Raw genomic sequence first — 14,276 nt, 5'->3', positions numbered from 1 at the left:
TTTTCATATTCTTTTTTATGACATTTGCATAAATGTTTTGGAATAAATAGTAAATTTTCCGTATAAATTCCGTAAATCCTGCCGCGCGGCTCGTTCAATTTGCGTTATGATTGCGGTACTCGGTAGGCGTTACGCCCAAATGCCGCTTGAACACCTTCGTGAAGTAGTTTGCATCCGTATAGCCGACCCGGACGGCAATTTCCCGTACCGGAATGTCTGTCTGCTGCAGCAGCTCAACCGCACGTTCGATACGGTAGGCGGTCAGGTATTCAAGGAAGGTCTGGTTGTATGAGGTGCGAAAAAAGCGTGAGAAGTAAAACGCACTCATGCCCATCGCCTCTGCCGCCTGATCGAGCGACACATCCCGCATGTAATGATACTCCAGCCACACGGAAAACTGGGTGCAGAACGTATTTCCCGGCTTGTCCCCGCGTACCGCCGGACGGCTTTCCGGCAGCAGATTCAGCTTGCGCAGGCAGGCGGTAATCTGAGCACTGTCGAACGGCTTGACCAGATAATCCGTTCCGCCGGCCCGCATGGCGCCTACGGCGTAGTCGAAGCGGTCGAAGGCAGTCAGGAACACGATGTGGGTTTCCGGCATAGCTTTATGGATGATGGCTGCCGCATCAAGGCCGTTCATCACCGGCATTTCAATATCCATCAGCACCAGCTGCGGCTGAATTTGACGGGCGCGTTCAACCGCCTCCCGTCCGTTCGCAACTCCCTCGATGAGTGCATCCGCGCCAAGCAAATCGCGCATCTGTCCGCTCAGATTCTGCAGACTCAACGGTTCGTCCTCCGCGATCAGTACCTTTAACATATATGCTCTTCCCCTTTCATGCGCAGTATGATGCGGGCGGTCGTGCCCAATCCGGGACAGCTTGCAATGCGGAAGCTGCCGCCGGACAGCGCAATGCGTCCCGCGATATTCTGCAGGCCGATGGACCGGTGTCCCTCGGCGGTGTTCTGTTTCATTTTGCTGCGCGAGAAGCCGCCGCCGTTGTCCGTAATCTGGATGCGGCAGCCATTCGGTGTGCTCTCAGTGACAATGCGGATGCGGCCGCCCGCACTGCGGCTGCGCATGCCGTGCACAATGGAGTTTTCCACAATCGGCTGCAGTGTGAATTTCGGCAGTTCACAGGCTGCACAGCGGCTGTCGCAGTCCATCTCGAACAAAATGCGTTCACCGAACCGCAGCTCCTGCAGGGAAATGTAGTCGCGCAGCAGCGCAAGCTCGCGGTCAAGTGTTACCACGCTGTCGTCATGGTCGAGCGTGTAGCGGAAGAAGTTCGCCAGCCGCACCACCATGTCGCCGGTGACGGTCGCCTGCTCGATTCCGGCCATGTTGGCCACGCTCTGCAGCGTGTTGAACAGAAAATGCGGGTTGATCTGGCTCTGCAACTGTGCAAAGCGGCTCTGCTCGATCAGCTGCCGCAGGCGTGCTGCCTCGCTCTCCTGCTGACGCAGGGATTTTTCCAGCTGTGCTTCGCTTTCCAGTGCGTGGATCGTCCGCGCGATCTGGTGCTTGAGGTGGTTAAACGAGTCAGCGAGCATACTGATCTCGTCCGAGCGTGCAAAGTTGAAGTCCTCAATGTCATATTCGCCATCCGCGACGCGGCGCGCACCGCGGCTCATCTGCTGCACCGGCAGCAGCAGGCTGCGTGCGTAGTACAGCATCGCGCCTGCAAACAGCACGCTGCCGATCGCGGCTACGATGGTAAATACCATGTTCTGCGAGGTACTCCGCTGACCGAGGACCAGATAACCCTCGCGTCCCTCCATCAGAAAGGCCGCCGTCAGCTGGTCGGTGTATTGCGTCAGATAGCTGCCCTGTGTACGCAGAGCTTCGTAGTTCACCGCGTCAAATGTGCCGCCATGCAACTGCGCGATGAACGTCTCCTGACGGACCCGATAGCTTTTCATCGTGCGGTCGATGACCTGCTTGAGCACCTCGCTCTGCGTGTTGCCGTCGGTCTCTGCGCTGCGCAGCCGCTCCCACGCACAGGCGGTGTCCTGCACGGCGTCCGCATATTTGTCGATCGTATCGGACCCGGGCGCCGCAAGCGTCAGTTCGCTCAGAAGCGCATTTTCCTGCTCCATGGCGTTCATGTAGTCCGTGCAGCGTGCATATTCGGACAGGATATCATTGCTTTTCTCGCGGTAATCGTAAAAATCGTTCATTAACAGTCCCACCACCAGCAGAATGGGAATGACGAATGCGCAGCTCAGCACGATCGCCTTGTTCACAATGGACAGACGCACCCACCATTGACATACTCTGTGCACAGGCCCACCTCCTTTGTCAGATTTTATCATAAGCCAATTGATAAGCAATGTAAACCTTTTCCGGGCAGAAAAGGTAAAAAAACGCCGCACCGGCGGTGTGCAAAGAAAAAACGCAGGAAGGCATCCCAAACGGACGCTTCCTGCGTTTCCTATTCAGTCTGATCCGGCGGCTTCATTATCGAATAACGCGATAAAAATAAAAGCGTTACGGCGACAGCTTCTCCCGGAGCATCGTGAGCAGCTGCTGCATATCGAACGGCTTGGAAAGATGGCCGTTCATACCGGCCTTCTCTGCGTTCTGCCTGTCCTCGTCAAAGGCGTTCGCCGTCATGGCGACAATGGGCAGACCCGCCTTTTCGGCATCCGGCAGAGCACGGATAGCACGCGCAGCCGCATAACCGTCCATGACCGGCATCTGAATATCCATCAGCACCAGATCATAGTGCCCGGGCGCACTCTCGCGCACCTTGTCTACCGCGACCTTTCCGTTTTCCGCCGTGTCCACCTCGAACCCGCCTTCCTCGAGCATCGTCACCGCGATTTCGCGGTTGAGGGCGTTATCCTCGACGACCAGCAGCCGTTTTCCGGCGAAATCCGCCTTTTTCTCCGTCTGCTCCGCAGGCTCTGCCGAAAGAAACGGCTCAGCCAGTACGCGGCGCAGCTCGGACATGAACAGCGGCTTGGCGCAGAACGCGGTCACGCCTGCGGCCTTTGCCTCAACCTCGATATCCGTCCAGTCGTAGGCGGTCAGGATGATGATTGGGGTGTTGCTGCCGATCATCTTGCGGATGCGGCGCACGACCTCAAGGCCGTTCAGATCGGGTATCATCCAGTCGATGATGAAGACATAGAAGCCGTCACCCTGCTCGATCGCGTCCTGCGTACGGACGACAGCCTCATGTCCCGAGGTCGTCCAGTCCGACCGCATACCGATCGCGCGCAGCATTTTGCTGACGTTCAGACAGGTGTCGGTGTCGTCATCCGCCACGAGCGCGCGCAGACCCTCAAGCTGCGGGATGCACTGCGGCGCGGTCTGCTCTCCGCTGATAGGAAAGCGCAGGGAAACCGTAAATTCCGAGCCCTTCCCCGGCTCGCTCTCGACCGAAATACTGCCGCCCATCATATCGACCAGATTTTTTGTGATCGCCATACCGAGGCCGGTTCCCTGAATTTTGCTCACGGTTGAGGTCTCCTCGCGCGCAAACTGCTCGAAGATATGCTCCTGAAACGCCGAGCTCATGCCGATGCCGGTATCACGGATATGGAATTCATAGTCCGCACTGCCATGCGGCGCGGTCTGCTTCTGAACGATGCGCAGAGTGATCATGCCGCCTACCGGGGTGAACTTGATGGCATTGGACAGGATATTGAGCATGATCTGGTTGAGACGCATGGGGTCGGCAACCACATTCTCGTCCTCCACATCGACCATGTCGATGAAAAGCGAGATGCGCTTGGCTGTGATGCTCGACTGGATGATATCGCGCAGATCGTGCACCAGCTCGGGCAGCTGCACCGGACGCAGTTCGAGCGAGACCTTGCCGCTCTCGATGCGGCTCATATCGAGCACATCGTTAATGAGCGAGAGCAGATGCTGGCTCGCCGTTGCGGTCTTTTTCAGGTAGTCGAGCACCTGCTCGCGGTTGTCGATATGGGTGGCCGCAAGCGAGGTGAAGCCGATGATCGCGTTCATCGGCGTGCGGATGTCGTGCGACATATTGAACAGAAATTCGCGCTTGGCGCGGTTTGCCGCCGTTTCCTGACGGATAGCGCGTTCAAGCTCGGCGTTTTTCTGCTCAAGCGAGGTCTGATATTCCTTTTCGAGCGTTTTCTGCTGCTGGAGGAAGCTCTTTTCCGTGCCTCGGCGCACAAACAGAAGCAGCGTCAGAACGATCGCACAGGCGAGGAACGACACAGCCAAATTGACCGGCGTGTTCGTGTAGAGCAGTCTGCCCGGGACATATATATAGTAGTAGAAGTTGCGCCCGTGGCTGTACATGCCGTAGTATCGGGTCAGTCCCCTGCGTCCGGCATAGACCAGCCGGTCGGCATGGCCGCTCGAGCGGATGCGGCGGAGCAGATCATTTTCCGTGGTATCCGTACCGATGAGGGACAGATCGTCCGACGCGGTTACGCGGTTGCCGTCCGACAGGAGCACGGTTCCCGTGGTCTCGGCGTCGTAGCCGTCGAGCAGATTCTGCACGGAGAGCACGGATTTCTTTGCGAACGCCGCCCCGGTGTGCCGCCAGCCAAGCACCGCGCCGCGGTCGTCCGAACAGCTGCGCACGGCAACGTCGGCAAACGAGCCGTCGGTCAGCTGCACGCGCCGAACATAGGTGCTCTGCGGATGACCGATCACAGCGAGCACGCGCTCGGCTTCCAAATCGGTTTGCAGGCGGGTATAGCCGATGCCGTCCGTGCTGTACTCGCAGACCAGCCTGCCGTTCGCATCCAGCACCGAAATGCCGGTCAGCCCCAGCCGCTCCGCATACTGCCGCAGCTCATCCTCGCCGCAGTCAAGCGTCACGCCCTCCAGTTCCTGAACGGCGGTCGTTCCGCGCACGAGCGCCTTGGCCACGGCGGTCTCGTTATACTGCACATAGGAGGAGGACTGCTCCTTTACAAAGTCGATCAGTTCGGTCATGCGCTGCTCGCAGTCCCGCATATCCGCGTGCCGGGACAGCAGGAATACCGCGCTGAGGAACAAAAGCCCCGCTGCGAAGCACAGGCACCAGAACGTCCTTCGTAAGACAATGCGTCGGGAATTATTGTTCAAGCTGCTCCACCTCCAGACTGTGCGCGGGAACCTCGAGATATTTTCCGACCAGCTGTTCCATACTGCCGTCCTCGCGCATCTGCGCGACAACCTCGGTCAGCTGCGCCGCAAGACCGCGTGTGTCGTGCCTGGAAAACGCCACGCCGATGCCGGTCGTCAGCAGCGGTTCATCCAGAATGCGGAAGTTCGCGCCGTAGTCCTTCATATACTGCCGGATAGCCTCCTCGTGTCCTGCTACTGCGTCCACATAGCCGCAGTCCAGCATGGCATACTGCACACCGCGGTCAGCGAGGCTGATGACATTTCGGAAGGCCGGGACGTTTTCGCCTCCGCTCAGAAAGATCGCCTCCGGCTTTCCGGTAGCCTGCACCGCGATGGTCTTTCCGGCAAGATCGCTCATTTGCTCGATGCCGCTCTGCGCGCCGACGGCGATGACCTGACGGCTCACCAGATACGGTCCCGCCCACTGATAGTCGTTCTCGCGGCCGTCCATGGAAAAGCAGCCCCAGATGCAGTCGATTTCTCCGTTATCGACCAGCTCGGTCTTTTGTTCCCAGTCGATCGTGGTGAATTCCGCGCGGTATCCCATGCGGCGGAATGCCTCCTCCGCAATATCCACGTCCAGACCGGTAATGTCGCCATTATTATCCATATAAACATAAGGCGGATAGGTGTCGCTGCCGACGGTAATCGTCGGAAGTGTGCTGTCGGATGCCGCCTCCGAGGCGCAGCCGGACAGCAGACCCGCCGTCAGCATGGTCAAAAGCGCCAGAGCGCATTTTACCCGTTTGTGTCTGTTCATATCGATGATGGTGTCCTCTCTCTTGTTCGTTGTCTGTGCCGCAGGTCGGCACTATTTATCTTTTATTATAACATGCTGCCGCGCTCCTGCACAACAGAAATTTCCGCCGTTGGCGCTGACGGAAGTTTTCCTTTATTCTGCATCGCATTGGTAGTATAATATAATTGTGCAACCGGTCAAATTCCGGTAAACAAAGGGAGGGAGAGCGACCCGGCTGCGGTCGAACGACTATGAACCGACAGAAAATTCTGATTGTTGATGACTCAGAGCTCAACCGAGAAATGCTCAAGGCGATTCTCGGCGAGGAATATGACTACGCAGAGGCAGAGGACGGCGCGCAGGCCCTCCTCATGATCCAGCAGGATATGCACATCGACCTGCTGCTGCTGGATATCAATATGCCGAAAATTGACGGCTTCGGCGTGCTCGAGCGCATGAATCAGTTCCGCTGGATTGAGGAGCTGCCAGTCATCATGATCTCCGCCGCCGAGGACCGTGCGGTTATCGAACGCTGTTACAGCCTTGGCATTACCGACTATATCTGCCGTCCGTTCGACTCCTTCATTGTGCAGCGCCGCGTCAAAAACACGCTCACGCTCTACGCCAACCAGAAGCGGCTGATGGACATGGTCTCCGACCAAATCTATCGGAACGAGAAGAACAGCCATGTCATGATCGGCATCCTCAGTCATATTGTCGAATTCCGCAACAGTGAGAGCGCACAGCATGTGCTTCAGGTGCAGACCGTGACCGAAATGCTGCTGCGCAAGCTGACCGAAAAGACCGATGTATACGGTCTGACCGAGGAAAAGATCCGCCTCATCACCACCGCGTCCGCCCTGCACGACATTGGCAAGATCAGCATCCCCGAGAGCATTCTGAACAAGACGGGCGCACTGACGCCCGAGGAATTCAACATCATCCGCACCCATCCCGCCGTCGGCGCATCCATGCTCGAGGAGTTGACGCAATACCGCGACGAGCCGCTGGTCAAGGTCGCTATCGAGATCTGCCGCTGGCACCACGAGCGCTGGGACGGCGGCGGCTATCCGGATGGCCTGCTCGGTGAACAGATCCCGATCTCGGCGCAGGTGGTCGCACTGGCGGACGTATTTGACGCGCTGACCAGTGACCGCTGCTACAAAAAGGCGTACAGCCACGACACCGCCATCACCATGATCCTCAACGGAGAGTGCGGCGCGTTCAACCCGATGCTGCTCGACTGCCTTCATGAGATCAGCATGCGCCTCCGAAGCGCACTGCCGACGCTCGCCGCCGATCAGGTGCTCCACCGCGACGCAAAGCGCCTGTCTGCCGAGCTGCTGCAAAAGAGCGATGTACCGCTCAGCGACCGCGCCCAGCGCGAGCTGGATTATGTCAAGGAAAAGCTGGATTTCTTTGTCTCCTGCTGCGGCGATGTGCAGTTTGAGTATGACGTTCCCGCCGATATCGTCATAATAGCCGACCAAAGCCGTCCGCGGCAGCAGCAGCGCACGATACTGAACGTGCATGAACCGGACAGTCTCCGACTGCTGCGGCCGGCCGATATTGCGCGGCTAAGAGCCGCCCTCAAGGCCACAACGCCCGAGAACAATGAGCTTTCGCTCAGCCTGCTCCTGCCGGTCGGGCACGAGCAGCACTGGCACAACATCCGGATGCGTACGCTCTGGTCGCCGTTCTCCCCCGGTCACTATGTCGGCGTGATCGGCTGTCTGACCGATACGCAGAAGGTGCAGGACAGCTGTGCTCCCTTCCGCTGCACAGGCAAAAGCGCAACGGACGAGCTGTCGATCACCGATGATATACAGCGTCTGAGCGCGTTCTTTGATGTCGTCCGTCTGGTTGACCCGACAAAATACGCCGTGCTCGATCTCGATGCGGACGGCGTTCTGCACCGCACGGGTGAGCGCTGCGCCGCATTCTGGGATACCGACGTGGGCTGCGCCAACTGCATCTCTGCACGGGCGTATGCTGAGCATACTACGCTCAATAAGCTCGAATTTACGCGAAATGAGATGTATTTCGTCATCTCCAAGTATATTACGATCAACGGCACGCCCTGCGTGCTCGAGCTGGTCTCACGGCTCAACGAGGGCCGCTGGATCGACGCAAACGGCTCACGTTTTCTGCTTGACCGCACGCGCGGCGAGGATATGCAGCTGTTCCTCGACCCGCTGACCAACGTCTATTCGCGCCGTTATTTTGAAACCTACCGCACCCACCTTGAGGGCATGGAGGGCGTGGCACTGATCGACGTGAACAGCTTCAAGCTCATCAACGATCGCTACGGCCACGCCGCAGGCGACGCGGCGCTGCGCGACATTGCGGACGCGGTGCGCTCCTGCATCCGCAAGACCGATATTCTGATCCGTTACGGCGGTGACGAGTTCCTGCTGCTGTTTCCGCGTATGACCGAGGAGGTCTTCCTCGACAAGAAAAAGCAGATTCAGCAGGCCGTGCGCGGCATCCGCATGTCGGAGTTTGCAGATGTTCAGCTTTCGGTCAGCATCGGCGGCATCTGCGGCGTGCATCCGATCACAGAGGCTATCCGCAAGGCGGATTATCTGATGTATCTGGACAAGGCAGAGCAGAAGTCCTGAAAAGCGAAATCCCCTGCCGGGGAGACAGAAAATCTGTCCCCGGCAGGGGATTTTTTTGCGTTCTTTCCAAGCGACAGCCGCGGCAGCGCGACGGAGTCTGCGCAAGGAGCCGCGTCTTTAATTTTGTGCTGCCTCAGCTTTCTCGACCGAAACGATCGTGCCGTCAAACGAATCGACCTCGGAGACCGTGCCCGTATAAGTCACAGTGACCGAATCGCCCTCTGCGACATCGTCCAGACCCTTCGGCGTATCGGAGGGATCGTAGGTAAATTCATAGGAGGCACCCTCGGCATCCGTTACAACGAACATGCCGTTCTTCTTCTCATCGAGCGAGCCGGTGAGCGTATTTTCCTGCTGCTGTTCGCTGCTCGAGGACGAGGCCGCCGCAGACGATGCTGTACCGGTATCCTTATTTTCGGCGGGCTTGCTGCCGCAGGCCGAAAGCGATGCAGCCAGCAGAGCCGTGCATGCAAATACCATCAGTGTTTTTTTCATATAAAAAGCCTTCTTTCTAAGAGAGCAGCATCTGCTCTCTTTCTCTCTATTAGACGAAGCGCATCTAAAAAGGTTCCGGCTTCTGAAAAATTTTTTCACGGATTTTTTGACGGTTCGCCGCATCCGGTCACAGCTGTTCGACGGCTTCCTCGGTCAGCAGCCGCAGCAGGTCGCCCGGCGGCAGAGGACGGGAGAAATAATAGCCCTGAATCATATCCACGTTCCAGCTCCGCAGCAGCTCCATCTCCTCCTGCGTCTCTACGCCCTCTGCAATGATGCGGTAACCGAGACGGCAGAAGGCGGATACGATGCTCTGGTAGAAGAGCGCGGCGTTTTTGTCCGTGCAGATGTGGAACAGCAGCGAACGGTCGAGCTTGATGACCGAGAACGGCAGCTGCATGACCGTGTTCAGGTTGGCGTAGCCCGAGCCGAAATCGTCCAGGCACAGGCCGATGCCGACCGCCTGAAAGCTCTCTGCCACCCGGGTCAGGCTCGCGGAGTACTCGGTCGCAACCGTTTCGGTAATCTCAAACTGGAAGCAGGAGTACGGCAGTCCGTATTCGTCCAGAATGCGGATAAGATGGCTTCCGCCATCGCTGTGAATGAGATCGAGCGGCGAAAGATTGATCTTGACGTTCGCAATGCTCGCGCGGAGCGCCGGGTTTTCGCGCAGAAAACGGCAGACGCGCCGCAGCTGAAGCTCGGTGATCTGACTGATAAGGTGATTCTTCTCCGCAAGGCGGATAAAAATATCCGGTGAAATCCAGCCGAGTGTGGGATGCCGCAGGCGGCTGAGCGCCTCAAGGGTGACAAAGCGCTGCTGATGCAGCGAATAGACCGGCTGATAGTAGACCTCAAACAGATCCTCGTCGATCGCGCGGTGCAGGAACTGCTCGACCTGCTTGTTGTAGTAAAAACTGTCCCTGTTCTTGCGGTCGTTCTGGATGACCTCAGTCCCGCCGCGGCGTGCTGCGAGAGATTCAAGATATTCCGCATAATCCAGCACAAGACCGCCCGTTCCCAGCTTTTCCGCGCCCACCACGCCGCACAGGATGACCGGCGAGGGAGCGGCCTGCGCGTCGTCCGGCTGCGTGCGGAACACCTGCCGCAGGCTCGTCAGGCAGGCTTCGTACTCGCGCAGCGAGAACGTCAGCAGCAAAAACCGCTTGCCTGTCACGCGGAACACGTTCCTGCCCGCGATCTCCTGCATGTGCTCGGCTGCGCGGCGCAGAAATTCGTCGCCGCTCTGCACGCCCGAGACTTTGTTCATGTGGTCAAGCTGGTAGGCGTAGACCGTGATGATGTGAAAGGCCTTGTGTGCGTCGGTCAGCTCGTTCATGCGGCGCAGCAGATACTGCTTGTCATTCAGTCCAGTCAGGCTGTCCATGCACGCGCAGGGATTATTGATGGTCAGATACATTGCAAGGATGCTGAGCGAAAGACCGAAGCCGGTCGTCAGCACCGCGGGATTGACGGCCTGCGCGGCGATGCCGAGGGCGGCGAGCAAAAAGACCGCAAGCAGTGCCATCAGATTGCGGCGGCTGACCGCATCCCGGTGTACCGCAACAAAAATCGCTGCCGCCGCGATGTGCAGCAGGGCGCTGACATACAGCAGCAGATACCACGGACCGTGGCAGTAGCCGGTGCTGTCGAAATAGAACAGCTTTTCGGTGAAGGGGTTGGTCAGAATGATAAAAACCAGAACGATAGTCGGAATGCCCATGCGCAGCACGGTTCCGGTGGAGATCACACGGCTCGAGCACAGTGTACAGACATAGTACAGCAGAATGAGCGGCAGAATCGCCTGAAACAGATAGAACACGGTGTTCGAGACCATGCGGCCGATGCCGAAGCTGTACGGAGCGTACAGGATGAAGCATGTACTCACCAGCTCGGTGAAAACGTCCAGACTGATGACGGTCAGCAGGCGGCGGAACATGAGGCTGTTCCGGTCATCCATCTGCCGCTGATGAGAATACTGCCACAGAACAACCAGCAGCACCGCCATCCCGGCGATCAGATAATGTAGATTGGTTGTCATTCCGTGTCCCCTCCCAGTCTGGTTTCATTTCTCTTCAAATAGGCGTCCGCCTCCGCCTTCCATGCGCTGATACTGCGCGATTTTCCGTCCTCGTCGCACAGGCGGCTGAAGCCGTAGGTCATCGTGATGCGGGCGCGCGGCGCACAGGTGCGGTTGTACCGCGCGACGATCGCGCTGAACTGCCGGTGCAGCTGCCCCGAATTTGCACTTGGCTCGGGACGGATAAGGGCGAACTCGTTTCCGCCGGTGCGGAAGCACGATACGCTTTCGCCTCCGTCCTCGCACGCACGGCAAAAGTCTGCAACGCACCGCGCGGCGGCGATGACCGCCTCATCTCCTGCCTGAAGGCCGAAGCGGTCATTGCGCTCGTTCAGACCCTCCAGCCGGATATAGGTCAGCACCGCATCGCGGCATCCGACCTCGCCGGTACGGATGCGCTCCATGTATTCCTCGAATGCACGGCGATTCGGCAGACCGGTCATACGGTCCTCGCGCTGCATCAGATGGCTGATACGGTGTTCCATGTGAAAGCGCATATCCTCAGCCGCCTGTCCGAGCAGTTCACGGAAGAGCAGGATGATGAACAGCAGCACACCAAACTGGAATATTGCATCGTACCAGTAGATGTGCAGCAGGCCGTACAGGACGAGCGCGGCCACGCCGAACACGCCCAGTGCGGCAAACGCCGCAATATGCAGCCGAAGCTGCTGCGAGGGCTGCTCGCGGTACGACCGAAGCAGCACGGTCAGCATCGCTGCGACGCCTGCCGCCAGAATCAGGTGCGTCAGCGGCAGCATATCAATAAACCGGATGCCGAAAAGCCGGTACGCCGCGCCCTGTGCGAGCACGTTGGCGCAGAACAGCGCAATGCATATATCGGGAACAAGCTGCTGCCTGCCGCTTACCGTGTTGCGGACAAAATGCACCATCGGGATAGACATCAGCATAAAGGCGTAAAAGGAAACGACGCTTCCGGTGGCAGTGTCCCGTCCATAAATCTGATACAGAGCGGAATCGGTCAGGCACCACAGGCTGCACAGCAGCAGAAAGACCGCCACATCGAGGAAGCGGCGCTCGTGGATGCCGCGGCTGCTCATGTAGCAGAAGATCAGCAGCGCCAGCACGGCAAGGATGACCATGGCGAGCATCATGACCAGGGAAAACAGTGAGGTCTGGATATGATGACCGGTGATGCTCCGCACCGAGCCGAGCAGAGGCGCGTCAAACCTGCCGGTCCGGTCGGAAAGCTGCGTAAAGGTCAGGCTGAGCGTCTGTCCGCCGATGTTGTCCGGAAGTTCCGCATCCGCCCACAGGCGGCCCTTCATCTGCGTGTTTTTCGGAAAAGCGTTGTCCTCATAGCGGTAGAGCAGCGTTTCGCCCGCACGAATCTCGATGCCGTATTCCACGCCACGCGCGGACAGCAGCCTTCCGGCATCGCTGTCGGTCAGCGTGTCGTTATACAAGGTAAGCGTCTGCCTCGGCTCGGCCGGAAGCGTGACCGGGAGCGTAACCTCGTGCCGCACGCCGTCCGCCAGCTGATACCAGCCGGTATCGAGTGTGGAAAGCTCCCTGTCCGGCTCGTGCTGATGCAGTCCGGCAATGAGGAACGTCAGCATTGCCACGGTCAGCAGCAGGGCGGCTGTCTCTGCGGCGCACCGCAGGGTTTTGTGTTTCATGACTGTTCCTCCGTCCGGTCGTCTTCGTGATGGTGCTGCTTTTCCGCGTACATGCGGCTGTCCGCCGTGATGCGCACCTGCGAAGCGTCACCGTCCTCCGGATAGCAGGCGCCGCCGCAGCTGACGCCGACAGAAAGCAGTTTTCCTTCGATAACGATGGGCGCAGAGAGCATAGTCTGAATGCGCTCGGCCATGCGGCTGCGCTGCTCCTCGTCCATATCGGCGCTGACGATAAGCGCGAACTCATCGCCGCCGATGCGGAAGGCATAGTCCCGGCTGCGGATGCAGCGCAGCAGCCGCGCGCTGATCTACTTGAGCAGCCGGTCTCCCATGGCGTGACCGTAGGTGTCGTTTATCGGCTTAAAGCGGTCGAGATCGAGGTAATACAGCACAAACGGCAGCTTTTTCGCCTCACAGATGTTCAGGACCCGACTGAAATAGCGCTCGTTGAACAGGCCGGTCAGGCTGTCCGTGTTTGCCATGTTTTCCAGCTCGACCTTCTGCCCGATATCCTGCACAACCTGCATGATCACGGAGACCGTGCCGTCCGCGTGCCACTCGACCGGGAGGACGGTCATCACCATATAGGCGTTCTCCGTCCGGCTGCAATACTCGATTTTGAGATTGTCATCCGGTTTGCGGAGCACGCTGCGCAGATAGTCCGGCGTAAGCAGCCGCGAGAGCTTGGCGTTTTCCGTATCGGTCAGCGCGGCATAGCGTTTAGAAATGATTTCAACCATTTCCGAATACTGCCCGGAGGTCGGATAGATCGGCTGATCGAACCGCAGCTCATGATAGCGGTAGCGTCCGGTATCCAGATTGACGACCGCATAGCGATCGACGATGCGGCTCATGCTTTGCAGGAAACGATCGCTCTTCATTTTTTCGCGTTCGATGTTCAGCCGCTCCGTTTCCTCGTCCTTAAGGCGCAGCCGGCTCTCCATGCCCAGCGCCAGCACCACAATGATGACGGCGAAAAAACTGAGTGCGCCGAGCAGGATGAGCGAGGAATTCTGCACGCCATACAGCGCGCCGTCCACCTCATCCGTCTGGATGATGCCGACGAGCGACCAGTCCGAAAATGCGGTCGGAATCGTGACCAGATAGTTTCTCGCCCCATCACAGATGAACTGCGCGCTTCCGCTCTTGCCGAGTTGGATGCAGTCCCTGATATCGTCCATGCTGCCGTATTTCCAGTCAGCGTGGTTGGACAGGTCGTACAGGTTGGTCATTCCCGCGCACAGCTCGGTCTGCGGTTCAAACTCCAGCACGATGTCGCCGTTCGAGCGCACCACATAGCAGTCGCTCTGTCCGCCGTACATACTGCCGTCAACCAGATCATCGACCACGTCCGTATCATAGCTGACCGCGATACCGGTGTAGGTCACGCCGTCCAGCGTCAGATTTCGGCTCATCGGCATCGCAAACGCGATCTTGGGCACACCGTAGGTTGCCGTATAGGTGGAGACGATTGGCCCGCCCTTGCTGTACATCTCCTGAAAAACGCCGTCGATGCTGTCGGCGCTGCCCTTTCGCCCATCTGCTGTTAGATACTGCGTGCTCTCGTTGAACAGATAGACGTCGCTGTAATGCCACGACA

Annotated in this window: 8 protein-coding genes and 1 pseudogene; 1 reads left to right on the top strand and 8 read right to left on the bottom strand. The window is 58.4% G+C overall.

Going from position 1 to position 14,276, the window contains the following annotated elements:
- Positions 1–94 precede the first annotated feature (94 nt).
- From PGS25_RS03080 to PGS25_RS03065, 4 genes are all read right to left on the bottom strand, one after another.
- Complete coding sequence (locus PGS25_RS03080; protein WP_270417686.1) at positions 95–820, bottom strand: response regulator transcription factor; 726 nt, start codon at positions 818–820, stop codon at positions 95–97.
- The gene (locus PGS25_RS03075; protein WP_270417685.1) at positions 814–2,286 is read right to left on the bottom strand and encodes a sensor histidine kinase; all 1,473 of its coding nucleotides are present in this window, start codon (positions 2,284–2,286) and stop codon (positions 814–816) included. Before PGS25_RS03075 ends, PGS25_RS03080 begins: the two co-directional genes overlap by 7 nt.
- Before the next feature lie 205 nt (positions 2,287–2,491).
- Positions 2,492–5,062, bottom strand: coding sequence for a hybrid sensor histidine kinase/response regulator (locus tag PGS25_RS03070; RefSeq protein ID WP_270417684.1), 2,571 nt, complete (start codon positions 5,060–5,062; stop codon positions 2,492–2,494).
- A complete protein-coding gene (locus PGS25_RS03065; protein ID WP_117489432.1) occupies positions 5,052–5,864 on the bottom strand; it encodes a substrate-binding periplasmic protein in 813 nt (270 codons plus the stop codon). Before PGS25_RS03065 ends, PGS25_RS03070 begins: the two co-directional genes overlap by 11 nt.
- A 230-nt stretch (positions 5,865–6,094) precedes the next feature.
- On the opposite strand from PGS25_RS03065, the gene PGS25_RS03060 reads away from it, so the two are divergent.
- Positions 6,095–8,464 (top strand): HD domain-containing phosphohydrolase, encoded by a 2,370-nt coding sequence (locus PGS25_RS03060; protein WP_270417683.1) that lies wholly within the window; start codon positions 6,095–6,097, stop codon positions 8,462–8,464.
- Positions 8,465–8,581: 117 nt separating this feature from the next.
- Here the strand turns inward: PGS25_RS03060 and PGS25_RS03055 are convergent, their stop codons facing one another.
- From PGS25_RS03055 to PGS25_RS15705, 4 genes and pseudogenes are all read right to left on the bottom strand, one after another.
- Positions 8,582–8,959, bottom strand: a complete 378-nt coding sequence (locus PGS25_RS03055) for a hypothetical protein (RefSeq protein WP_270417682.1) — start codon at positions 8,957–8,959, stop codon at positions 8,582–8,584.
- Positions 8,960–9,086: 127 nt separating this feature from the next.
- The gene (locus PGS25_RS03050) at positions 9,087–11,000 is read right to left on the bottom strand and encodes a GGDEF domain-containing phosphodiesterase (protein WP_270417681.1); all 1,914 of its coding nucleotides are present in this window, start codon (positions 10,998–11,000) and stop codon (positions 9,087–9,089) included.
- Positions 10,997–12,676, bottom strand: coding sequence for a sensor domain-containing diguanylate cyclase (locus PGS25_RS03045; protein WP_270417680.1), 1,680 nt, complete (start codon positions 12,674–12,676; stop codon positions 10,997–10,999). Before PGS25_RS03045 ends, PGS25_RS03050 begins: the two co-directional genes overlap by 4 nt.
- Positions 12,673–13,998: pseudogene (locus PGS25_RS15705) on the bottom strand (diguanylate cyclase). The gene PGS25_RS03045 and the pseudogene PGS25_RS15705 overlap by 4 nt, the downstream one beginning before the upstream one ends.
- Between the last annotated feature and the right edge of the window lie 278 nt (positions 13,999–14,276).

Origin of the sequence: Butyricicoccus sp. AM78-15b2TA (assembly GCF_027665985.1) — a bacterium.
GTDB classification, from domain to species: domain Bacteria; phylum Bacillota; class Clostridia; order Oscillospirales; family Butyricicoccaceae; genus Agathobaculum; species Agathobaculum butyriciproducens.
This window is presented reverse-complemented; position numbering and strand designations above follow the sequence as displayed.

What these genes read in the sequence shown, in the direction of transcription:
- PGS25_RS03055 (WP_270417682.1), bottom strand. Translation starts at nt 8,959, where the DNA reads ATGAAAAAAACACTGATGGTATTTGCATGCACGGCTCTGCTGGCTGCA.
- PGS25_RS03045 (WP_270417680.1), bottom strand. Translation starts at nt 12,676, where the DNA reads ATGAAACACAAAACCCTGCGGTGCGCCGCAGAGACAGCCGCCCTGCTG.
- PGS25_RS03080 (WP_270417686.1), bottom strand. Translation starts at nt 820, where the DNA reads ATGTTAAAGGTACTGATCGCGGAGGACGAACCGTTGAGTCTGCAGAAT.
- PGS25_RS03050 (WP_270417681.1), bottom strand. Translation starts at nt 11,000, where the DNA reads ATGACAACCAATCTACATTATCTGATCGCCGGGATGGCGGTGCTGCTG.
- PGS25_RS03065 (WP_117489432.1), bottom strand. Translation starts at nt 5,864, where the DNA reads ATGAACAGACACAAACGGGTAAAATGCGCTCTGGCGCTTTTGACCATG.
- PGS25_RS03060 (WP_270417683.1), top strand. Translation starts at nt 6,095, where the DNA reads ATGAACCGACAGAAAATTCTGATTGTTGATGACTCAGAGCTCAACCGA.